Genomic DNA, 20,817 nt, shown 5'->3' with positions numbered 1-20,817 from the left:
CGATGAACGCCGACACCCTCATTCCAATGCTGTTCGGGCGCCTCACGCTTGAGGCCCTGCCGCACGAGCCGATCGTGCTGGCCACCATGGTGGTGGTCGTACTGGGCGGGGCCGCCCTGCTGGGCGCCCTGACCTACTTCAAACTGTGGGGCTATCTCTGGAAGGAGTGGTTCACCACTGTGGACCACAAGAAGATCGGGATCATGTACATGATCCTGGGTCTGATCATGTTCGTGCGCGGCTTCGCCGACGCCATCATGATGCGTCTGCAACAGGCCATGGCCTTCGGGGGCTCCGAGGGCTATCTGAACGCCCACCACTATGACCAGATTTTCACCGCCCACGGCGTGATCATGATCTTCTTCGTGGCCATGCCGTTGGTGACGGGCATCATGAACTATGTCGTGCCGCTGCAGATCGGCGCGCGCGACGTGTCCTTCCCCTTCCTGAACAACTTCAGCTTCTGGATGACGACGGCCGGGGCGATCATCGTCATGGCGTCGCTGTTCGTGGGCGAGTTCGCGCGCACCGGCTGGCTGGCCTATCCGCCGCTGTCGGGCATCGGATACAGTCCCGGGGTCGGGGTCGACTACTATATCTGGGCGCTTCAGATCGCGGGGGTGGGGACCACCCTGTCCGGCATCAACCTGATCGCCACCATCGTGAAGATGCGCGCGCCGGGCATGGGCATGATGAAGATGCCCGTCTTCACCTGGACCTCGCTTTGCACCAACGTGCTGATCGTGGCGTCCTTCCCGGTCCTGACCGCGGTTCTGGCCCTGCTGACGCTGGACCGTTACGTCGGCACCAACTTCTTCACGAACGACTTCGGTGGCAATCCGATGATGTACGTGAACCTGATCTGGATCTGGGGCCACCCAGAGGTCTACATCCTGATCCTGCCGCTGTTCGGCGTCTTTTCTGAAATCGCCTCGACCTTCTCGGGCAAGAAGCTGTTCGGCTATACGTCGATGGTTTACGCCACCGTCGTCATCACGGTGCTGTCGTACCTGGTGTGGCTGCACCACTTCTTCACCATGGGTTCGGGCGCGTCGGTGAACAGCTTCTTCGGCATCACCACCATGATCATCTCGATCCCGACGGGGGCGAAGATCTTCAACTGGCTGTTCACCATGTACCGGGGACGCATCCGGTTCGAACTGCCGATGATGTGGCTGGTCGCCTTCATGCTGACCTTCGTGATCGGCGGCATGACTGGGGTTCTGCTGGCCGTGCCGCCGGCCGACTTCGTGCTGCACAACTCGCTGTTCCTGATCGCCCACTTCCATAACGTGATCATCGGCGGCGTTCTGTTCGGCCTGTTCGCGGCCATCAACTTCTGGTGGCCCAAGGCTTTTGGCTTCAAGTTGGACAAGAAGTGGGGGCTGATCAGCTTCTGGTGCTGGATTCCCGGCTTCTGGCTGGCCTTTGCGCCGCTGTACGTCCTGGGCCTGATGGGCGTGACGCGCCGGATGCGGGTGTTCGACGATCCGTCGCTGCAGATCTGGTTCATCATCGCCGCTATCGGCGCGGGCGTGATCGCCCTGGGCATTGCGGCCATGTTCATCCAGTTCGCCGTGTCGATCATCAACCGCGACAAGCTGCGCGACACCACGGGCGACCCCTGGGGCGGCCGCACCCTGGAGTGGGCGACGTCTTCGCCGCCCCCGGCCTACAACTTCGCCTCCACGCCGGTCGTGCATGACGCCGACGCCTGGTGGGACATGAAGAAGAAGAAGTATCAGCGCCCGCTGAGCGGCTACAAGGCCATCCACATGCCGTCCAACACCGGGTCGGGCGTCATCATCTCGGGCCTGTGCCTGGTGATGGGCCTGGCGCTGGTCTGGTACATCTGGTGGCTGGCGGCTCTGTGCTTCGTCGGCGTGCTGGCCGTGTCCATCGGCCATACCTTCAACTACAAGCGCGACTATTACATCCCGGCGGATGAGGTGCGCGAAACCGAGGAGGCGCGGACCCGCCTCCTGGCCGGAACGGAGGGCTGATCCATGAGCGCAACCGCGATCAAACTGGACGACCCGACCGTCTTCCACCTGGAAGAGGAGCCGCACCACGAGGAAGGCTCCAGCACCATGCTGGGCTTCTGGCTCTATCTGATGAGCGACTGCCTCATCTTTGCGATGCTGTTCGCCGTGTTCGGCGTGCTGGGCGGCAACTATGCCGCCGGGCCGGGCCCGAAGGAGCTGTTCGACCTGGAGCTGGTGGCGATCAACACCGCCATGCTGCTGTTCTCGTCCATCACCTACGGCTTCGCCATGCTGGCGATGGATCGCAACAACCAGCGTCAGACCCTGATCTGGCTGGCGATCACGGGCCTGTTCGGCCTGGCCTTCCTGGGGATCGAACTCTACGAGTTCGCGCATCTGATCCATGAAGGCGCCACGCCGCAGCGCAGCGCCTTCCTGTCGGCCTTCTTCACCCTGGTCGGCACCCACGGCCTGCACGTCACCTTCGGCATCATCTGGCTGGTGACGCTGATGGTTCAGGTCAGCTGGAAGGGTCTGATCCCCGCCAACAAGCGCCGCCTGATGTGCCTGTCGATGTTCTGGCACTTCCTGGACGTCATCTGGATCGGCGTCTTCACCTTCGTCTATCTGCTGGGCATGCTGCGATGAGCGCCGAAAACCACTCGCCCGAGTCCCACGAGACCGATCACCTCGGCCACGAGGCCCACAATCACGGCTCGTTCAGGAGCTATATGATCGGCTTCGTGCTGTCGGTGATCCTGACGGCCATCCCCTTCGCCCTGGTCATGACGGGCGTTCTGCCCAAACAGGCGACGGCGCTTCTGGTGATGGGCTTCGCCGTCGTGCAGATCGTGGTCCACATGATCTACTTCCTGCACATGAACTCCAAGTCGGAGGGCGGCTGGACCATGCTGGCGCTGATCTTCACCGTCATCGTGGTGGTCATCGCCCTGTCGGGTTCGCTGTGGGTTATGTACCACCTGAACACCAATATGATGCCGGCGACGCACGACATGTCGCAGATGATGGGCTGACGAGGGCGCGATCACCGACCATTCACCCGTCCCTGCGCCGCGATCGCGATCGACGCGCATCTTCGCCTCGATCGCGGCGCTGGTGCTGTTCGTCGGCTTTTTGGCGCTGGGCGGATGGCAGGTGCAGCGTCTGGCCTGGAAAACGGCCCTGATCGCCCAGGTGGACGCCCGCGTCCACGCTGCGCCCATTGCGGCGCCTGGCCCGGACCGCTGGTCAGCGATTACGCGAGAGAGCGATCAGTATCGGCGTGTGGTCCTGCACGGCGTCTTTCGTCACGATCAGGAGACCCTGGTTCAGGCGGTGACGGACCTGGGCGCGGGCTTCTGGATCATGACGCCCCTGGCGGAGGATCGCGGCTTCACCGTCCTGGTCAATCGGGGCTTCGTCACGGCCGAACGGCGCGATCCGGCGATGCGTGCAGACGGCCAGGTCGTGGGACGGCGCACCGTGGTCGGCCTGTTGCGGATCAGTGAGCCCAAGGGCGGCTTCCTGCGGGCCAACGATCTGGCCGGAGACCGCTGGCGATCACGCGACGTCGCCGCCATCGCCGCGCGGCGGGGGCTGACGCACGCGGCGCCCTATTTCGTCGACGCGGACGGGCAGGCCAATCCGGGCGGCTGGCCGCGCGGGGGGCTGACGGTCATCCGCTTTCCCAACAGCCATCTGATCTACGCCCTGACCTGGTTCGGCATGGCCCTGCTGACCCTGGCGGGATATGGCCTGTTTCTGCGCGAGGAACGGCGGCGCCGCTCATGAACCCGTCCCTCCGTCATCTGCTGGGACTGGGAGGCTGGACCGAGGGCGTCCTGTCGCACGACGGCGCCAACCGGCGGAACATGCTGCTGCTGATCCAGCTGCGGTGGCTGGCGGTGGCGGGGCAGGTGGCGACCATTCTGCTGGTTCATTACGCCATGGGCATTCCGCTGCCGGTCGGGCTGCTGCTGATGGCGCCGGCGGGGCTGGTGGCGGTCAATCTGCTGTCGGCCGCCATTTCGGCGCGGGCGGGCGGCGTAACGGACCAGGGGCTGATGTTCGCCTTGCTGGCCGATGTGACGGCCCTGACCTGGCTGCTGTATCTGACGGGCGGGGCGGCCAATCCGTTCGTGGCGCTTTATCTGCTGCAGGTGGTGCTGGGGGCGGTGCTGCTGGCGCCGGTCCATGCCTGGGCGCTGATCGCCCTGACCAGCTTGTGTTTCGCGGGCCTGGGGCTGCGCAACCGCCCCCTGGCCCTGCCGCCAACGCGCGAGGACGCGCTGCTGAGCCTGTATCTGCAGGGCAGCCTGATCTGTTTCGTGCTGATGGCGGTTTTGCTGGTGCTGTTCGTCACGCGCATCAGCCAGAACCTGAGGGCGCGCGACGCCTCCATGGCCGATATGCGCCAGCACGCGGTCGAGCATGATCATATCGTGCGGATGGGGCTTCTGGCCTCGGGCGCCGCGCACGAACTGGGCACGCCCTTGGCGTCTCTGTCGGTGATCCTGAGCGACTGGAAGCGGATGCCGCGCCTGGCCGAGGATTCCGATCTTGCTCAGGACATGACGACCATGCGGGCCGAGGTCGAGCGGTGCAAGGCCATCGTCACCGGCATCCTGATGTCGGCGGGCGAGGCGAGGGGGCAGGCGCCCGAGCGCACGACGGTGCGCGCCTTCATCCGGGCCGTAGTCGACGCCAGCGGCGCCGAGGGCGTGGCGGTGGAGATCCGCGACCAACTGAGCCAGGACCCGGCCATCATCGCCGATCCGGCCCTGCGCCAGGTGCTGGGCGTGCTGTTCGACAATGCCGCCGAGGCGGGCGCGCGACGGATCGTCGTGACCCTGGGCCAGGCGGGCGAACTGCTGGAGATCGCGGTTCGCGACGACGGCCCCGGCTTTGCGCCCAAAATCCTGAACCGTCTGGGCAAGCCCTATACCTCCACCAAGGCGCGGCCGGGGGCGGGGCTGGGCCTGTTCCTGCTGATGAACGTGATACGCTCTCTGGGCGGCGCGGTGGAGGCGGCCAATCCGCCGGCGGGCGGCGGCGAGGTGCGGCTGAGCCTGCCCTTGTCGGCCCTGGCGCCGCAGGAAGGAGAACTGCGATGACCGATGACGCACGACGTCTGCTGATCGTGGAGGACGACGCCTCCTTTTCGGCCACGCTGAAACGCTCGTTCGAACGGCGCGGCTATGTTGTCGTGAGCGCCAACGGGCCCGAGGCCATGGCCGAGGTGCTGAAGACACACCGGCCCGGCTATGCCGTGGTCGATCTGAAACTGGGCGGCGCCTCGGGCCTGAGCTGCGTGGAGACGCTGCACGCCTTCGATCCCCAGATGGACATCGTCGTTCTGACCGGCTTCGCCAGCATCGCCACGGCGGTGGAGGCGATCAAGCTGGGCGCGCGCCACTATCTGGCCAAGCCCGCCGGCACCGACGACATCGAGGCCGCCTTCGGCCGAGCCGGCGGCGATGCGGAAACGCCGCTGGGCGCCCGGCCCACCTCGATCAAGACCCTGGAGTGGGAGCGGATTCACGAGACCCTGGTGGAAACCGACTTCAACATCTCAGAGGCGGCGCGGCGGCTGGGCATGCACCGCCGCACCCTGGCCCGGAAGCTGGAAAAGCGCCGCGTGACCTGAAGGTTCAGTCCAGTTCGGCGGCGATCCGGTCGGCCAAAGCTTGCAGGGTCGCGGCGTCGGCCATCGGGGCGTGGCCGTGGCCCTTCAGGTCGCGGTCGCGCCAGCGCGGAACGATGTGGAAATGCAGGTGGAACACGGTCTGGCCGCCTGCATCGCCGTTGAACTGCATGATCGCCAGACCTTCGGGCTTCAGCGCCTTTTCGACCGCCTTGGCCGTGCGCTGAAGGGCGGCGGTCAGGCGTTGCAACGCCTCGGGCTCCACCTCCAGCAGATTGCGGGCCTGGGACTGTTTGGCGATGATCAGCACATGGCCTTCGGATTGAGGAAAGACGTCCATGAAGGCCAGGACGTGGTCGTCTTCCCACACCTTCACCGAAGGAATTTCGCCGCGCAGGATCTTGGCGAAGATGTTGTCGGGGTCGTAGGCGCCGTGCAGGCTCATGGGCGGTCTCCGTATCGCTCGCCCCTGGATAGCAGTCGGGAGCGGACGAGGGGAGCCTTCGGCGTCGTCGCGCATTAAGGCGAAGCTTCAATCCTCAAGAGGACGCCATGATCCGTTTCATCATTCAGGCGCTCGTCACCATGGCGGGCCTTTGGCTGTCGGCCCAGGTGGTGCCCGGCGTCGATTTCACCAACACCGGTTCGCTGATCGCGGCGGCCGTCCTCCTGGGCATAGTCAACGCCGTCGTGCGACCGATCATGGTGGTGCTGACCTTTCCGATTACGATCGTAACCTTGGGGCTGTTCCTGCTGGTGGTGAATGCGGCCATGATCGGCCTGACCGCCATGTTCCTGGGCGGGTTCGTCGTCGACGGTCTTTGGGCGGGCGTCGGCGCGGCTATCGTCACCGGCGTGGTGAGCTGGCTGGCCGGCGCCTTCATCGGCGGAGAGGACCGCCGTTCGGCCTGAGGCGGCTCAGCCGGGGCGAATGACCATGCAGGTCACGCGGCGCTCGGCCAGCGCGTCGCAGGCCGCCTTGGCGCCGTCTTCCGTGAGGCCGGTGAAGCGCGAACGGTACCAGTCGCCCGCCGTCTGCACGTCGCGCTGGGCGCTGGCGAACTGGACGCGGAAGCGACGGCTGACCTCGGACAGCCAGTCGCTGGCGACCTTCTCGTCGCGGAAGGCGCCGACCTGAACGGCCCATCGGCCGGACGGCGAGCGCGCCGTTTCGCGGGCGGTCGCGGGCGTCGCCTGGGGCGTGGTTCGGCGCGGCGTGGTCGAGGGCGCGGCGGCCGAGCCGCGCGGCGCGCCGTTCAGCGAGGCGGTGACATTGTGTGGCGCGCGGGACGACGGGGCGGTCGCGGGAGCGCCGGCCCGCTGGCCGGCGGCCTGTTGGACCGCAGCCCGTTGACCCGCCGCCTGGGCGGTGGCGGCCGCGCGTTGGCTGGCGGCGCGTTCGGACGGCGCGGGCGCCACGCGGGTCGGCAGGGCCGCGGGCGCCGGGGCGGCGGTGTAGGCCACGGCGGTCGAGGATTGCGCGCCCGTGTCTTCGTCGTCGCTGGCGTTCAGCGAGGCGTAGGCGATGGGCGGGCCGGCGGACGAGCTTTCGCCGCCGACGCCGAAACCGCGCTGTTCGAAGAAGGTCTGGGCGATCTGGATGCTCTCGCCCTGGGCCCGGCGGCGTTCGACCTCGAAGCCGGTGTCCATCAGTTCGGCGACATGGGCGTTGCGGCTGGCGCTGGAGCGGCCGCCCATGACCACGGTGATCAGGCGTCGCCCGTCACGCACGGCCGAAGCCGCCAGATTGTAGCCCGAGGCGTTGGTGTAGCCGGTCTTCATCCCGTCATAGCCGCGCCCCGTCGGCAACAGGCCGTTGGTATTGCGGTAATTACGGCCGTTGTAGGCCCAGTCATGCAGGCCGAAATAGCTGTAGTACTGGGGAAAATCCCGCATGATGGCGCGGGCAAGCGTGGCCTGGTCGCGGGCCGTCGTGACCTGACGCGCATCGGGCAGGCCGTTGACCGTGTAGTAGCGGGTGTGGGTCATGCCCAGTTGATGCGCCTTGCGCGTCATCATGGCCGTGAAATTGGCTTCGGACCCGCCGATATGTTCGCCGATGGCCAAGGCCATGTCATTGGCCGATCGCACGGCGGTGGCGCGCATGGCGTCGTCCAGAGTGATGGTCTGACCGGCCGGAATCCCCAGTTTCGACGGCGGCTGTGACGCGGCGCGGGGCGAGACGGTCAGGACGTCGTCCAGATGCGCCTTGCCCTGGGACAGGGCCTCGAACGTCAGATACAGGGTCATCATCTTGGTCAGGGACGCCGGGAACCGGCTGCTGTCGGCATGGCGCGAGAACAGGACCTCTCCGGTGGCGGCGTCTACGACGATGGCGGCGTAGCGGGTGTTTTCCTGCGCCTTGGCCTCGATCGGCCTGATGTTCGTCCCCAAGATCAGAGAGCAGGCGAGGAGGGCGAAGAGGCCGCGGCGGAGCAGGGAGATCATGGGCGGTTACGAACCCTCGGTGAGCAGGGTGCGACAGGCCCCCCGGCCGCCGCGACTTGAGATCTACCATAGGAAGCGCGGGTTTCGTGGTGGTTAACCGCCCGTCAACGCGAATTTGAAGCGCCGAGCGCCGTTATGCGCGATCACCGCGCAAAGGTCATGGTGCGCTGCACAAAAATGTCTTGAAGTCTTTTCGCAGGTGCAATATATTCAGGCTACAGAAAGCGTGCTTTCCCCCAGCCCTGCGCCCCGTCACGCGGGGCCTCTTCGGAGATGAGATCATGGCCGACGCCACCGAAACCGTGAAGAAGACCGTCGAACAAACCGCCGCCAAGGCCAAGGAGCAGGTCGAAACCGCTCAAGCCGCCGGCGCCAAGGCCTTTCGCGAAGGCGTGGACAAGTCCGTCGCCTCCCTGGCCGAGCTGAACGCGCAGGGCAAAAAGAACCTGGAAGCCCTGGTCGAGTCGGCCAGCGTCGCGCAGAAGGGCGCCGAAGCCCTGTCGCAACAGGCTCTCGGCTTCGCCAAGTCGTCGTGGGAAGAGGGCGTCGCCGCCTCCAAGGAACTGACGACCGCCCGTTCGGTGCAGGAGTTCTTCGAACTGCAGACCGCCTGGGCCAAGAAGTCGATGGAGCGCTATGTCGCCGAAATGACCAAGGCCAACGAGATCGTCACCGCGACGGTCAAGGACAGCCTGAAGCCGATCAACGAGCGCGTCACCGCTTCGGTCGAAACCTTCCAGGCCGCCCGCTGAGTTTTAGCGCGCTGAACAATCGAAAGGGCCCCGGGGTTCGCTCCGGGGCCTTTTTTCGTTTCACATCCGTGATTTGGCATTCACGTAATCCGTGACTGGACGCGGCTTCAAATCAGGCCATCATTCCCTATCTGATAGCCAAGACGACTCCCCGACTACGGAACACGAATGCCCATTCAAAGGCCCGGTGAAAAAGGCGGCGGACAAGGAACCGCCGTCGTCACCGAAACCAAGCCGAAGCTTCAGAAGCCCTCGCTCTATCGGGTGCTGATCCTGAACGACGACTACACGCCGATGGAATTCGTCGTCTATGTGCTGGAGCGGTTCTTCCAGAAGAGCCGCGAAGAGGCCACCCGCGTCATGCTGCATGTGCATCAGCATGGCGTCGGCGTCTGCGGCGTCTTCACCTACGAGGTCGCCGAGACCAAGGTCGCCCAGGTCATCGAGACCGCGCGCCGCCACCAGCACCCGCTGCAATGCACGATGGAAAAGGACTGAGAGGAACCTCCCGATGCCTTCGTTTTCCCGTCCTCTCGAAGAAACCCTGCACCGCGCCGTGGCCTACGCCAATGCGCGTAGGCATGAGTACGCCACGCTGGAGCATCTGCTCCTGGCCCTGATCGACGATCCGGATGCGTCCGGCGTCATGCAAGCCTGCAATGTGGATTTGAACGCGCTGAAAGCGGCGCTGACCCTTTATGTCGATAACGACCTGGCCGCCCTGGCGACCGCCGACGGCGAGGACGCCAAGCCGACCGCCGGCTTCCAGCGCGTGATCCAACGCGCGGTGATCCACGTCCAGTCGTCGGGCCGCGAAGAAGTGTCCGGCGCAAACGTGCTGGTCGCCATCTTCTCGGAGCGTGAGAGCCACGCCGCCTATTTCCTGCAAGAGCAGGACATGACGCGCTACGACGCCGTCAACTTCATCGCCCACGGCATCGCCAAGAAGGCCGGCGCCAGCGAGACTCGTCCGGCCAAAGGCGCCAGCCCCGAGGAGGCCGAGGATCAGTCGGCCGTCAAACAGGGCGGCGAGGCGCTGGAAGCCTATTGCGTCGACCTCAACGAGAAGTCGCGCCAGGGCAAGGTCGATCCGCTGATCGGTCGTCAAGCCGAGGTCGAACGCTCGATCCAGATTCTGTGCCGTCGGACCAAGAACAACCCGCTTCTGGTCGGCGATCCCGGTGTCGGCAAGACCGCCATCGCCGAGGGCCTGGCCCGCAAGATCGTCAACGGCGAGGTGCCGGACGTCCTGAAGGACGCCACCATCTACAGCCTGGACATGGGCGCGCTCTTGGCCGGCACCCGCTATCGCGGCGACTTCGAGGAACGGCTGAAACAGGTGGTCAAGGAGTTGGAGAACCACGACAACGCGGTCCTCTTCATCGACGAAATCCACACGGTGATCGGCGCCGGCGCGACTTCGGGGGGGGCGATGGACGCTTCCAACCTGCTTAAGCCCGCCCTGGCGTCCGGCACGCTGCGCTGCATGGGCTCGACGACCTACAAGGAATATCGCCAGCATTTCGAGAAGGACCGCGCCTTGGTGCGTCGCTTCCAGAAGATCGACGTCAATGAGCCGACGATCGAGGATACGGTCAAGATCCTGAAGGGGCTGAAGACCTATTACGAGCAGCACCACAAGGTCCGCTACACCGACAGCGCCATCCGCACCGCAGTCGAGCTTTCGGCCCGCTACATGACCGACCGGAAGCTGCCGGACAAGGCGATCGACGTGATCGACGAGGCCGGGGCGTCGCAGATGCTGCTGACCGAGTCCAAGCGCAAGAAGGTCATCGGCCAGAAGGAGGTCGAGGCCGTCATCGCCAAGATGGCCCGCATCCCGGCCAAGTCGGTCTCCAAGTCCGATACCGAGAGCCTGCGCGAACTGGAAACCGATCTGAAACGCGCGGTCTTTGGTCAGGAACAGGCCATCGAACAGGTGTCGGCGGCGATGAAACTGGCGCGGGCGGGTCTGCGGGATCCGAACAAGCCCATCGGCAGCTTCCTGTTCAGCGGCCCGACCGGCGTGGGCAAGACCGAGGTGGCCAAGCAACTCGCCGCGACCCTGGGCATCGAGATGCAGCGCTTTGACATGTCCGAATATATGGAGCGGCATACGGTCAGCCGTCTGATCGGCGCGCCTCCCGGCTATGTCGGCCATGACCAGGGCGGTCTGCTGACCGACGCCGTCGATCAGCATCCGCACGCGGTGGTGCTGCTGGACGAGATCGAGAAGGCGCACCCGGACGTCTACAACATCCTGTTGCAGGTGATGGATAACGGCATGCTGACCGACGCGGTCGGCAAGAAGGTGGACTTCAGGAATGTCATCCTGATCATGACCACCAACGCCGGCGCCGCCGACAACGCCCGCGCCTCCATCGGCTTCGGCCGAGGCAAGGTCGAGGGCGAGGACGACAAGGCCATCCAGCGACTGTTTGCGCCCGAGTTCAGAAACCGCCTGGACGCCATCGTGGCCTTCAAGCCCTTGCAGGCCGACACGATCCGCTCGGTCGTGACCAAGTTCGTGCTGCAGTTGGAGGCCCAGCTGGCGGACCGCAACATCACCATCGAACTGACCGACGAAGCCGCCGACTGGCTGGCCAAGAACGGTTTCGACGAACTGTACGGCGCGCGCCCGCTGGCGCGGGTCATCCAGGACTCGATCAAGAAGCCGCTGGCCGACGACATCCTGTTTGGCCGCCTGACGCGCGGCGGACACGTCAAGGTCCAGCTGAAGGACGGCAAGATCGACTTCGACATCGCCGGCCCCTCGGGCGCCCCGGCCAAGTCGGAAGAGGAAGAAGAGACGGCCTGATCGTCGGCGAGGCAAGACGCCAGAAGGCCCGGCTGGAAACAGCCGGGCCTTTTTCTTAGCCCTGTCTGAACGGCGACAGCTCGGCCGTCATCGCGGCCCGCTGTTCCTCCACCGCCGGGCCTTCGCCTTCCAGATAGCGGGCGACGGGCTCGCGCAGGGCGGGGTCGGCGATGAAGTGGGCGGAATAGACGGGGGAGGGCAGGTAGCCGCGCGCGATCTTGTGTTCGCCCTGCGCCCCGGCCTCCACGCGGGACAGGCCGCGCGCGATGGCGAAGTCGATGGCCTGATAGTAGCAAAGCTCGAAATGCAGGAAGGGCACATCGTCCAGCGTGCCCCACTGGCGGCCATACAGGGCGTCGCGGCCGACGAAGTTCAGGGCGCCGGCGATGGGCGTCTGATCCCGAAACGCCATGACCAGGGCGATGCGGTCGGCCATGGTCGCACCGATGCGGCTGAAGAAGTCGCGCGTCAGATAGGGCCGGCCCCATTTGCGCGAGCCGGTGTCCATGTAGAAGGCGAAAAAGGCGTCCCAGTGCGCCTCGGTGATGTCGGCGCCGGTCAGGATGCGGATGTTCAGATCCGCCTGGGCGTCGCGCCGCTCGCGCCGGATCGACTTGCGACGGTTCGACGACAGGGCGGCGAGGAAGTCGTCGAAAGTCCGATAGCCGTCGTTGCGCCAGATGAACTGGATGTCCTGGCGCGGCAGCAGGCCCGCCTCGGTCATCGCCGTCCATTCCGCCCGGGTCGGGAAGTTGACGTGCAGGGACGAGACGCCCAGCCGCTCCACCAAGGTCAGGGCGCCCTGCAACAGGGCCTGGCGCACGGTGGCGGCGTCCTCGTCCGGATGGTTCAGGAAGCGCGGCCCGGTCGCGGGGGTGAAGGGCACGGCGCCCAGCAGCTTGGGATAATAGCGTCCCCCGGCCCGCTCATAGGCGTCGGCCCAGCTGTGGTCGAAGACGTATTCGCCCTGGCTGTTGCCCTTCAAATACAGCGGCATGACGCCCAGGACCGCGTTGTCTTCGCCCCTTAAGGCCAGATGGCGCGGGGCCCAGCCCTGACGTGGCGCGGCGCTGCCCGAGGTCTCGCAGGCGTACAGGAAATCGTAGGAGACGAAGGGATCGCCGGTCGGATGCGCGCAGGCGTCCCAAGCCTCGCGGCCTATGTCGGCGATCCCTTCGTGAACCGAGATCTGAAAGATCAGCGGATCTCCACGACGGCGTCCACCTCGACGGCGAAGCCCAGAGGCAGCTTGTAGACCCCAACGGCCGAACGGGCGTGTTTGCCCGCGTCGCCGAAGACCTGGACCATCAGGTCCGAACAGCCGTTGATGACGGCCGGAATGGCCTCGAAATCCGGACCGGCCTGGACGAAGCCGCCCAGTTTGACGATGCGGACCACCCGGTCCAGGTCGCCGTCGCAGGCCGCCTTGATCTGGGCGATCAGGTTCAGGCCGCACAGGCGCGCCGCGTCCACGGCCTGTTCCGGCGTCACGTCCACGCCGACCGTGCCCTTGATCCCGCCGTTGGCGTCGTTCGACAACTGGCCCGAGATGGTGATCTGGTCGCCCGAGCGGACGAAGGAGACATAGCTGGCCACCGGCTTGGCGGGTTCCGGCAGGGTCAGGCCGAGTTCGGCGATGCGGGCTTCGATGCTCATGGGATCTCCTGTGGATTTGGGCGCGGTTTAGCGCGCGGCAAGGGCGGCGTCACCCATCGCAGGGCTTTAAAGGTTCGCCAACCGGCCCGTGCCATCCTGTCGATCATGGATATGCAACAGACCCCCGAGGCCGCCGTCTTCCAAGCCGTGCTGGCGCGGTTGTCGGCCGAGGACAGGGCGCGGGTGGACGCCGCCGTGGTTCCCGCCGCGCAGAAGGCCGCCGAGGCCGCGCCGCACTGGGATTTCGAAATGCCCGCCAAGGCGGTGGACGCCATCCTCCCGCCGGACGCCAGCGACGACGTGCGGCGCGGCCTGATCGCCGCCTGGGCGTTGCAACTACCTGACCGAGCGGCGGTGATGAACCTGCCGCCCCAGGTCATGGCTCTCTATCCCTACTGGATCGATCAGTTGGCGGCGTTTCTGGACAAGGCCGAGGGCGCCTATGTCTTTGATCACTGGTCCAAGGACGTGCGCTTCACCCTGGCGCTGAGCGTGCCGGGGGCCAAGAGCCAGGTCATCGACCTGTCGTCGCCGGTCGGGCCGGGCCAGATCGTCAAACACGTCCGCGACGGCTGGGGCTTCAAGCCCCTGTTCCGCTATCTGGCCGCCGGCGCCAGGCGCGAGCCGTGGCTGGAGGTCCATACCGAAAGCCGCTGGCTGCGCGGTTTCAACGAGGACGGCTGGAACGAAGCCTGGGCCACGGCGGCGGAACTGTGCCGCGCGCGGCCCGAACTGGCGGGCATGATCGGCTCCAGCTGGTTCTACGATCCCCCCCTGACCGAGATCAGCCCGCGCCTGGCCCACCTGCGCCTGAACCCCCTAAACGGCGGCGCCTTCATGGTGCATCAGGGACCGGGCGAAATTCACACGGAGCGGGCGGCGACGGCCTCGGCGTCGAGGAAGGCGTTGATCGACGCGGGCGAATACACCGCCCGGTCCTGGCTGATGATCTGGCCCAGGAAGGAGCTGATCGCTTGGGCGGATCGGCGAAGGGCCGAACACGTCGCCTGACCGATGAAGCCGCGACGTCCGAAAGCCTGGCTGGGCTATCTTTGGTTCATCGTTGCGCTGTTCGTCGCCGTCATGCTGAACGGCGTCGTCAGGCCGCTGATGGCGCACTGGCTGGGCGGCGAGCGGGTCGAGCGCGGGGCAAGCTCCCGAGGCGGAGACGTTTACTGGGTGTTCGATGCGGCCACCCAAAGGGAGCATCCGGTCGCCACGACCTTTCTGGGGTGGTCCCACGGGCAGATCGGCCTTGTCACCCTGGCCGTGATCCTGGTCTGCGGCGTGGGGGGCTGGATCGTCGGGGCGGTGACGAAGGCCGCAAAGCCTTGACTGCCCTGTATCGCGACGCCGCTTAAGGGCTAGGCCGTCGCCAACCGCCACGCCGCCGCGACCGGCTGGATGTCCAGATCGGCGGCCTTGGCCAGGCGGATCAGCCGGTCGATGTTCTCGGGACGGCAGCCATACGGCGTCGGCGCGTCGCTGACATCGTGGCCATAGGCGATCAGCCAGCCTTTCGCCGCCGCCGTGTCCTCGACCAGCGCCTCCAGATCGTACCCGGGCAGGCGTCGGCTTTCCAGGCCGATGGCCTGCAGCAGGTTGCGGTCGGCCCTGGCTTGGTTCACGCCGTCGCGCACGCCGCGCCCGCACAGGAACCGTCTGTCGATGACCGGCTTGGCCCCCAGGGCGCAGTCGCCAAACGGATAGGCGAAGGTCTGCATCTGATAGCCGTCCAGCCGCTCGGCCACCCAGGCGGCGTTGCGGGCCAGGCTGGCGTCCAGTTCGGCCGGCGACAGGGTCAGGGTAGAGACATGCTCATAGGTGTGGCACCCGACCTCGTGCCCGGCGTCGTGCAGGGCCTGAAGATGCTCGACCTCGAACTGGGGCAGGTCCAGGTTGCGACCGCCCGACAGGCCGCCGCAGACATAATAGGTCGCCGTGACCCCGTGCTGCGCCAGCACCGGCCCGGCCTCGGTCCAGGCGGAGGCGGGGATGTCGTCGAACGACAGGCTCAGTATCCCACGCGCCGGTCGGATCGAGACCGGGCGGACATCCAGGTAACGGCCGGCCCGGCGGCGCATCTTGTCGACAAAGGCGTTCATGACTCCGCTTATGCCCTATGGGACTTAAGGCCGAGTTTCACACCGTGACCGGCTGGGCCGACAAGCCCCGCACGCCGAACACGCGGCGATAGCGTTCGATCTCGGCCGGATCGCCGACGGCCTTTTCCGGGTTGTCCGACAGTTTGACGGCAGGTCGTCCGCCCGCCTCCACCACCTTGCAGATCAGCGAGATCGGCGCCAGCTCAGGCGCAAAAGCGGGCGAGCAGTCGCGGAAGTCGTTGGTCAGATTGGTGCCCCAGCCGAAGCTGAGCCGGGCGCGGCCGTGGAAATGGGCGTGGGTCGCCTCGATCCCGTCGATGTCCATCCCGTCCGAGAAGATCAGCAGCTTGTCCTTCGGATCGCGGCCGTGGGCGCGCCACCAGTCGATCAGCCGTTCGCCCGCCGGTATGGGCGGGGCCGAGTCGGGGCGGAAGCCTGTCCAGTCGGCGACCCAATCCGGCGCCTGATCCAGAAACGCTTCGGTGCCGAAGGCGTCGGGCAGGACGATCAGCAGATTGCCCGCATAATGCCTGCGCCACTCGTCCAGCACGGCGTAGGGGACTTGGGCCAGGGCGGCGTCGTCGGGCGCCAGGGCCGCCAGCACCATCGGCAGTTCGTGGCCATTGGTGCCGATGGCCTCCAGATCGTTCTCCATCGCGTGCAGGACGTTGGAGGTGCCGATGAAGGCCGAATCCAGACCCTCCTTCAGGGCCTGGATGCACCAACGCTGCCACAGGAAGCCGTGCCGCCTGCGCGTGCCGAAGTCGGACAGGGCCAGATCGGGCAGGCGCCGCAGCCGCTCGACCTTGGACCAAAGCCGCGTCTTGGCGCGCGAATACAGGATGTCCAGTTCGAACCGGCCCAGCCGCGCCAGGCCCGCCCGGCAGCGCAGTTCGTTCAATATGGCCAGGGCCGGGATTTCCCACAGCGTCACCTCGGCCCAGCCGCCCGAGAAGGTCAGCACATACTGACCGTCCCGAACCGACAGGTCGTAATCCGGCAGGCGATAGTCGGCCAGCCAGGCCATGAAGTCGGGCGCGAAGATCTGCTTCACCCCATAGAAGCTGTTGCCCGCCAGCCAGACCCGTTCCTTGTTGGTGAAGCGCAGGGTGCGGGCGTGATCCAGTTGCTCGCGCAGGGCGTCGATGTCGATTTCCTCGCGCCAGGCGCACGGACCTGGTGCGGTTGATGACCTGGAAGACGACCGGCACGTCGCGATGCTCGCGCCAGATCATCTGCAACATCAGCAGCTTGTAGAAGTCCGTGTCCAGCAGGCTGCGGACGATCGGGTCCAGGCGAAAGCCGTGGTCATAGGCGCGTTTGGCGAGGTCCATACCCTGTCCTACGGCTTCAAGGCGCGGCCCGCCACCACGGCGTCCTTGCCAAACTTCTCGCGCAGCACGTCGATGGCGCGCTCGGTCTTCAGGGCGCGGGTCTCGGTCGTCTGGAACAGGCCGGCGGGGGCGTCCTCGGCGTCCTGGACGTCGGCCATGCCGATGCCGATCAGCCGATAGGGGCGGCCCAGTTCGGGTTTCAGCAGGTCGCGTCCGGCCGCGAAAAGGGCGCGCGCCGTCTGGATCGGCTCGGGCAGGGTGATGCGGCGGGTGACGATCTTGAAGTCAGTGCGCCGCAGTTTCAGCACCAGGACGCGGCTGGCGACGCCGTCGCGCCGGGCCTTGGACGCCAGCTTCTCGCACAGGGGCCACAGCTCGGCCTCCAGCGCCTCGGCGGAGGTCAGGTCCTCGTTGAAGGTGGTTTCTGCGCTCATCCCCTTGCGATCGCGCTCGGGGTTTACGGCGCGGGCGTCGCGGGCGTGGGCAAGGTCGTGCAGGCGCAGGCCCGATTCGCCATAGCGTTTGACCAGATCGCGCACGTCCGCGCGGGCCAGGTCGCCGATGGTCGCATAGCCGTCGCTGCGCAACGCCTTGCCGAACACCGGGCCGACGCCGGGCAGGGCGGTGACGGGGCGCGGGGCCAGAAGCGTCTGGGCGTTGACGGCGCCGATGACGGAAAAGCCCCTCGGCTTGTCCAATTCAGATGCAAGCTTGGCCAGGAAACGGTTGGGGGCCAGGCCGATGGAGACGGTCAGGCCGGTCTCGTCCTCGATCCGCTTCTGGAAACGGATCAACTGCAGCGCGGGCGGGCCGCCGTTCAGCCGTTCGGTGCCGGACAGATCGACCCAAGCCTCGTCCAGCGACAGCGGCTGGATCAAAGGCGTCAACTTTCCCAAGGCGCCCAGGATGCGCTTCGACTCGAAGACGTATTTCGTGAAGTCGGGCTTGATGACCACGGCCTCGGGACAAGCTTTCAGCGCCTTGAACATCGGCATGGCCGATCCCACCCCGTACTGGCGCGCCACATAGCAGGCGGTAGAGACCACGCCGCGCTTGCCCCCGCCGACGATCACCGGCCGGTCGCGTAGTTTGGGCCGGTCGCGCTTCTCCACCGAGGCGTAGAAGGCGTCGCAATCCATATGGGCGATGGACAGCTGGTCCAGTTCCGGGTCCGCGACGATGCGGCGCGAACCGCACGTCGGACAGCGTCGGTCGGGCGGGCCGGCGGGGTCTTGGCCGGTCCACAGGCAGTCGCGGCAGATGGCCTTGATGGCCACGTTTAAGGTCTCCGTAAGATTGGCTTCATCCCAACTTAAGACTGCGTCGCCACTATCGCACCCCTACGAGGCGTCCCGCGTTCCTGGGCCGCACAGGTCAGGTGACGATGTCCAAGAAAGTCCTCATCGTCGAGGATAACGAGCTGAACATGAAGCTTTTTCATGATCTGCTCGACTCCCAGGGCTACCAGACGCTGCAAACCCGCGAGGGGTTGCAGGCGTTGGCCCTAGCGCGCGCCCACCATCCCGACCTGATCCTGATGGACATTCAGCTGCCTGAAATCTCGGGTCTGGAAGTCACCAAATGGCTGAAGGACGACGAGGAACTGAACCACATCCCCGTCATCGCCGTGACCGCCTTCGCCATGAAGGGCGACGAGGAGCGCATTCGCCAGGGCGGGTGCGAGGCCTATATCTCCAAGCCCATCTCGGTCATGCAGTTCCTCGACACAATTCGGCAGCACCTGGGATGAGCGCGCGTATCCTGGTGGTCGACGACGTGGACGTGAACGTCCGCCTGCTCGAGGCCAAGCTGACGATCGAATATTACGACGTGCTGACCGCCGGCGACGGGGCGACGGCCCTGACCGTGGCGGCCGAGCAGCAGCCGGACCTGATCCTGCTGGATGTCATGATGCCCGGCATGGACGGGTTCGAAACCTGCCGCCGGCTGAAGGCGCATCCGCTCACCCGCCATATTCCCGTGGTGCTGGTCACGGCGCTGGATGGGCGCGAGGACCGTATTCGCGGCCTGGGCGCCGGGGCCGACGATTTCCTGACCAAGCCCATCGACGACGTGGTCCTGTTCGCCCGCGTGCGGTCTCTGACGCGCCTCAAGCAGATCATGGACGAACTGCGCGAACGGGAGGAAAGCAGCCGCCGCCTGGGCGTGGAGGCGGACGGGGTGGCCCGGATGCGCAGCGAAGGCGGCCGCATTCTGATCGTCGACGACGACGTCGTGCAGGCCGAAAAGATCGCTTCGGAACTGAGCGGCGAACATCGCATCACCATAGAATCCAACCCTGAGGCGGCCCTGGCGGTGGCCAAGGGGCCTTTGGATCTGATCATCGTCAACGTCGCGGCCCAATCGTTCGACGGCCTGCGGATCGTGGCCCTGGCCAAGTCGGGCGATGCGCGTCGGGCGCCGGTGCTGGCCGTTGTCGATCCGACCGAGCGGTCGCGGATGATCAAGGCGCTGGAACTGGGCGCCGCGGACGTTCTGTCGCGCCCGGTGGATTCGGAAGAACTGGCCGCCCGCGCCCGCACCCAGATCCGCCGCAAACGCTATACCGACTTCCTGCGGCACAAGCTGGACAGCAGCCTTGAGATGGCCGTCACCGACGCCCTGACCGGCTTGCACAATCGTCGCTATATGACCACCCAGCTTCAGGCCCTGGTCGGCCGCGCCAGCCATGGCGGCGCCCCGGTGGCCGTGCTGGTCATGGACATCGACCACTTCAAGGCCGTCAACGACGGCTTCGGCCATGACGCGGGCGACGAGGTCCTGGTGGAGTTCGCCGTGCGCCTGGCCACCAATGTCCGCGCCGTGGACCTGCCCTGCCGCATGGGAGGGGAGGAGTTCGTGGTGGTGATGCCGGGCGCCAGTCTGGAGGCGGCCGGGAGCGTGGCGGAGCGTATTCGCCGCGACGTCGCCGCCGCCCCCTTCCGCGTCCTGGGCGGCAAGGAGCAACTGACCGTCACCATCTCCATCGGGGTGGCCGTCACGACCGGCCAGAGCGACACGCCCGAAAGCCTGCTGAAGCGCGCCGACGAGGGCGTTTACGAGGCCAAGGCCAAGGGGCGCAACCTGGTCATCGCCAAGGCGGCCTGACCGGACCCGTCGCCGTCACGACAAAAGAAAACGCCCGGCGGGGAGGTCCAGCCGGGCGTTCGTCGTTTCAGCGGATCAAGAGATTACTTGATCTTGCCTTCCTTGAACTCGACGTGCTTGCGAACGACGGGGTCGTACTTCTTGACGACCATCTTTTCGGTCATGGTGCGAGCGTTCTTCTTGGTGACGTAGAAGAAGCCGGTGTCGGCCGTGGAGTTCAGGCGGATCTTGATGGAAGCCGGTTTGGCCATCGGAATTACCTCTGCGACGGCGAAAGCCGCTTAAAATAAGAGGCGCGGAACATACTCGGGCTCGCCCTAAAGTCAACGGGCCTGATGTCGCGTTGATGCGGTCGGCCGCCTCTATAGGGTGCGGACATGAAAATCGCCTCCCTTCCGACCCTTGCGGCGCTGGCCCTGATCTCGCTCGGCGGGGCCGCCGCCGCCGAAATTGCTCCCGCGCAAGACGCCTTCATGGAGCGATTGAACGCCCTGTGCGGCCAGCGGTTCGAGGGGCGGGTGGTCACGACGGACGCCGCAGACGCCAAGTTCGCCAGCGAACGTCTGGTCATGCACGTCCGCGACTGTTCGCCGGAGGAGGTGCGGATTCCCTTCGCCGTGGGCCAGGACCGCTCGCGCACCTGGGTGGTGACGAAGACGCCGACGGGCTTGCGGCTGAAGCACGATCATCGGCACGAAGACGGCACGACCGATGTGCTTCACTGGTACGGTGGCGATACAGCGAGCGCGGGCGCGGCCGAGCGGCAGGCGTTTCCGGTCGACGCCGAATCGATCGCCCTGTTCAACGCCAATGACGCGGCGGTCTCCACCACCAATGTCTGGGCGATGGAGGTGCATCCCGACCGGATGTTCGCCTATGAACTGCGTCGCCCCAACCGGCATTTCCGGGTCGAGTTCGACCTGAGCAAGCCGATCACGGATTGAGGTTCAGACGACGCACCAGGGTTT

At 66.1% G+C, this 20,817-nt stretch carries 23 protein-coding genes; 15 read left to right on the top strand and 8 right to left on the bottom strand.

Annotation, left to right across the window (positions count from 1 at the left end; all coding sequences use genetic code 11):
* Window positions 1–2 precede the first annotated feature (2 nt).
* The 6 genes from cyoB (at window position 3) to QE389_RS05085 (ending at window position 5,631) form a co-directional block, all read left to right on the top strand.
* Entirely contained in the window at window positions 3–2,003 is a 2,001-nt protein-coding gene (gene cyoB, locus QE389_RS05110) for a cytochrome o ubiquinol oxidase subunit I (protein WP_307365085.1), read from the top strand.
* Between the two features lie 3 nt (window positions 2,004–2,006).
* A complete protein-coding gene (cyoC, locus tag QE389_RS05105) occupies window positions 2,007–2,633 on the top strand; it encodes a cytochrome o ubiquinol oxidase subunit III (RefSeq protein ID WP_307365083.1) in 627 nt (208 codons plus the stop codon).
* Window positions 2,630–3,019, top strand: a complete 390-nt coding sequence (gene cyoD / locus QE389_RS05100) for a cytochrome o ubiquinol oxidase subunit IV (RefSeq protein ID WP_307365082.1) — start codon at window positions 2,630–2,632, stop codon at window positions 3,017–3,019. The genes cyoC and cyoD overlap by 4 nt, the downstream gene beginning before the upstream one ends.
* 82 nt (window positions 3,020–3,101) lie before the next feature.
* Complete coding sequence (locus QE389_RS05095; protein ID WP_307365079.1) at window positions 3,102–3,776, top strand: SURF1 family protein; 675 nt, start codon at window positions 3,102–3,104, stop codon at window positions 3,774–3,776.
* Window positions 3,773–5,098: an ATP-binding protein gene (locus QE389_RS05090; RefSeq protein WP_307365077.1), complete on the top strand. Its 1,326-nt coding sequence runs from the start codon at window positions 3,773–3,775 to the stop codon at window positions 5,096–5,098. Before QE389_RS05095 ends, QE389_RS05090 begins: the two co-directional genes overlap by 4 nt.
* Window positions 5,095–5,631 (top strand): response regulator transcription factor, encoded by a 537-nt coding sequence (locus QE389_RS05085; protein WP_307365074.1) that lies wholly within the window; start codon window positions 5,095–5,097, stop codon window positions 5,629–5,631. The genes QE389_RS05090 and QE389_RS05085 overlap by 4 nt, the downstream gene beginning before the upstream one ends.
* A gap of 4 nt (window positions 5,632–5,635) precedes the next feature.
* Here QE389_RS05085 and QE389_RS05080 read toward each other — a convergent pair whose 3' ends face one another.
* Window positions 5,636–6,073, bottom strand: coding sequence for an HIT family protein (locus tag QE389_RS05080; RefSeq protein ID WP_307365072.1), 438 nt, complete (start codon window positions 6,071–6,073; stop codon window positions 5,636–5,638).
* 107 nt (window positions 6,074–6,180) lie between these two features.
* On the opposite strand from QE389_RS05080, the gene QE389_RS05075 reads away from it, so the two are divergent.
* The gene (locus QE389_RS05075) at window positions 6,181–6,540 is read left to right on the top strand and encodes a phage holin family protein (RefSeq protein WP_307365070.1); all 360 of its coding nucleotides are present in this window, start codon (window positions 6,181–6,183) and stop codon (window positions 6,538–6,540) included.
* A 6-nt stretch (window positions 6,541–6,546) separates the two neighbouring features.
* On the opposite strand, the gene QE389_RS05070 is transcribed toward QE389_RS05075, so the two are convergent.
* Window positions 6,547–8,022: a serine hydrolase gene (locus tag QE389_RS05070; protein ID WP_307365068.1), complete on the bottom strand. Its 1,476-nt coding sequence runs from the start codon at window positions 8,020–8,022 to the stop codon at window positions 6,547–6,549.
* A 335-nt stretch (window positions 8,023–8,357) separates the two neighbouring features.
* On the opposite strand from QE389_RS05070, the gene QE389_RS05065 reads away from it, so the two are divergent.
* The 3 genes from QE389_RS05065 to clpA all read left to right on the top strand — a co-directional run bounded on the left by QE389_RS05065 (window position 8,358) and on the right by clpA (window position 11,646).
* A complete protein-coding gene (locus QE389_RS05065; RefSeq protein ID WP_307365066.1) occupies window positions 8,358–8,828 on the top strand; it encodes a phasin family protein in 471 nt (156 codons plus the stop codon).
* A gap of 168 nt (window positions 8,829–8,996) precedes the next feature.
* Complete coding sequence (gene clpS / locus QE389_RS05060) at window positions 8,997–9,326, top strand: ATP-dependent Clp protease adapter ClpS (RefSeq protein ID WP_307365064.1); 330 nt, start codon at window positions 8,997–8,999, stop codon at window positions 9,324–9,326.
* Window positions 9,327–9,339: 13 nt separating this feature from the next.
* Entirely contained in the window at window positions 9,340–11,646 is a 2,307-nt protein-coding gene (gene clpA / locus QE389_RS05055) for an ATP-dependent Clp protease ATP-binding subunit ClpA (protein WP_307365062.1), read from the top strand.
* A gap of 55 nt (window positions 11,647–11,701) precedes the next feature.
* On the opposite strand, the gene QE389_RS05050 is transcribed toward clpA, so the two are convergent.
* On the bottom strand, window positions 11,702–12,847 hold the full coding sequence (locus tag QE389_RS05050; RefSeq protein ID WP_307368927.1) for a GNAT family N-acetyltransferase: 1,146 nt from the start codon (window positions 12,845–12,847) through the stop codon (window positions 11,702–11,704).
* On the bottom strand, window positions 12,844–13,302 hold the full coding sequence (locus QE389_RS05045) for a RidA family protein (RefSeq protein WP_307365061.1): 459 nt from the start codon (window positions 13,300–13,302) through the stop codon (window positions 12,844–12,846). Before QE389_RS05045 ends, QE389_RS05050 begins: the two co-directional genes overlap by 4 nt.
* A 111-nt stretch (window positions 13,303–13,413) precedes the next feature.
* Here QE389_RS05045 and QE389_RS05040 point away from each other — a divergent pair, with 111 nt between their 5' ends.
* Together QE389_RS05040 and QE389_RS05035 are read left to right on the top strand one after the other, a co-directional pair.
* A complete protein-coding gene (locus QE389_RS05040) occupies window positions 13,414–14,313 on the top strand; it encodes a hypothetical protein (protein ID WP_307365059.1) in 900 nt (299 codons plus the stop codon).
* 3 nt (window positions 14,314–14,316) lie between these two features.
* Window positions 14,317–14,637: a hypothetical protein gene (locus QE389_RS05035; protein WP_307365057.1), complete on the top strand. Its 321-nt coding sequence runs from the start codon at window positions 14,317–14,319 to the stop codon at window positions 14,635–14,637.
* A gap of 29 nt (window positions 14,638–14,666) precedes the next feature.
* Here QE389_RS05035 and QE389_RS05030 read toward each other — a convergent pair whose 3' ends face one another.
* The 3 genes from QE389_RS05030 to QE389_RS05020 all read right to left on the bottom strand — a co-directional run bounded on the left by QE389_RS05030 (window position 14,667) and on the right by QE389_RS05020 (window position 18,018).
* Window positions 14,667–15,407, bottom strand: coding sequence for a polysaccharide deacetylase family protein (locus QE389_RS05030; protein WP_307365055.1), 741 nt, complete (start codon window positions 15,405–15,407; stop codon window positions 14,667–14,669).
* Between the two features lie 37 nt (window positions 15,408–15,444).
* Entirely contained in the window at window positions 15,445–16,515 is a 1,071-nt protein-coding gene (locus QE389_RS05025) for a nicotinate phosphoribosyltransferase (protein ID WP_307368925.1), read from the bottom strand.
* Window positions 16,516–16,749: 234 nt separating this feature from the next.
* The gene (locus QE389_RS05020; RefSeq protein WP_307365053.1) at window positions 16,750–18,018 is read right to left on the bottom strand and encodes a DNA polymerase IV; all 1,269 of its coding nucleotides are present in this window, start codon (window positions 18,016–18,018) and stop codon (window positions 16,750–16,752) included.
* Between the two features lie 107 nt (window positions 18,019–18,125).
* On the opposite strand from QE389_RS05020, the gene QE389_RS05015 reads away from it, so the two are divergent.
* Both QE389_RS05015 and QE389_RS05010 read left to right on the top strand, forming a co-directional pair.
* Window positions 18,126–18,491, top strand: a complete 366-nt coding sequence (locus tag QE389_RS05015; protein WP_307365051.1) for a response regulator — start codon at window positions 18,126–18,128, stop codon at window positions 18,489–18,491.
* Entirely contained in the window at window positions 18,488–19,849 is a 1,362-nt protein-coding gene (locus tag QE389_RS05010) for a PleD family two-component system response regulator (RefSeq protein ID WP_307365049.1), read from the top strand. Before QE389_RS05015 ends, QE389_RS05010 begins: the two co-directional genes overlap by 4 nt.
* Before the next feature lie 83 nt (window positions 19,850–19,932).
* Here the strand turns inward: QE389_RS05010 and rpmG are convergent, their stop codons facing one another.
* Window positions 19,933–20,100 carry a 50S ribosomal protein L33 gene (gene rpmG / locus QE389_RS05005; protein WP_003164451.1) on the bottom strand — a complete coding sequence of 56 codons (168 nt, stop codon included), beginning with the start codon at window positions 20,098–20,100 and terminating at the stop codon, window positions 19,933–19,935.
* Between the two features lie 126 nt (window positions 20,101–20,226).
* Between rpmG and QE389_RS05000 the strand changes: the two genes are divergently transcribed.
* Window positions 20,227–20,793: a hypothetical protein gene (locus tag QE389_RS05000; RefSeq protein ID WP_307365047.1), complete on the top strand. Its 567-nt coding sequence runs from the start codon at window positions 20,227–20,229 to the stop codon at window positions 20,791–20,793.
* The last annotated feature ends 24 nt before the right edge of the window (window positions 20,794–20,817 follow it).

It is taken from the genome of Brevundimonas sp. SORGH_AS_0993 (genome assembly GCF_030818545.1).
Classification (GTDB): Bacteria; Pseudomonadota; Alphaproteobacteria; order Caulobacterales; family Caulobacteraceae; genus Brevundimonas.
This window is presented reverse-complemented; position numbering and strand designations above follow the sequence as displayed.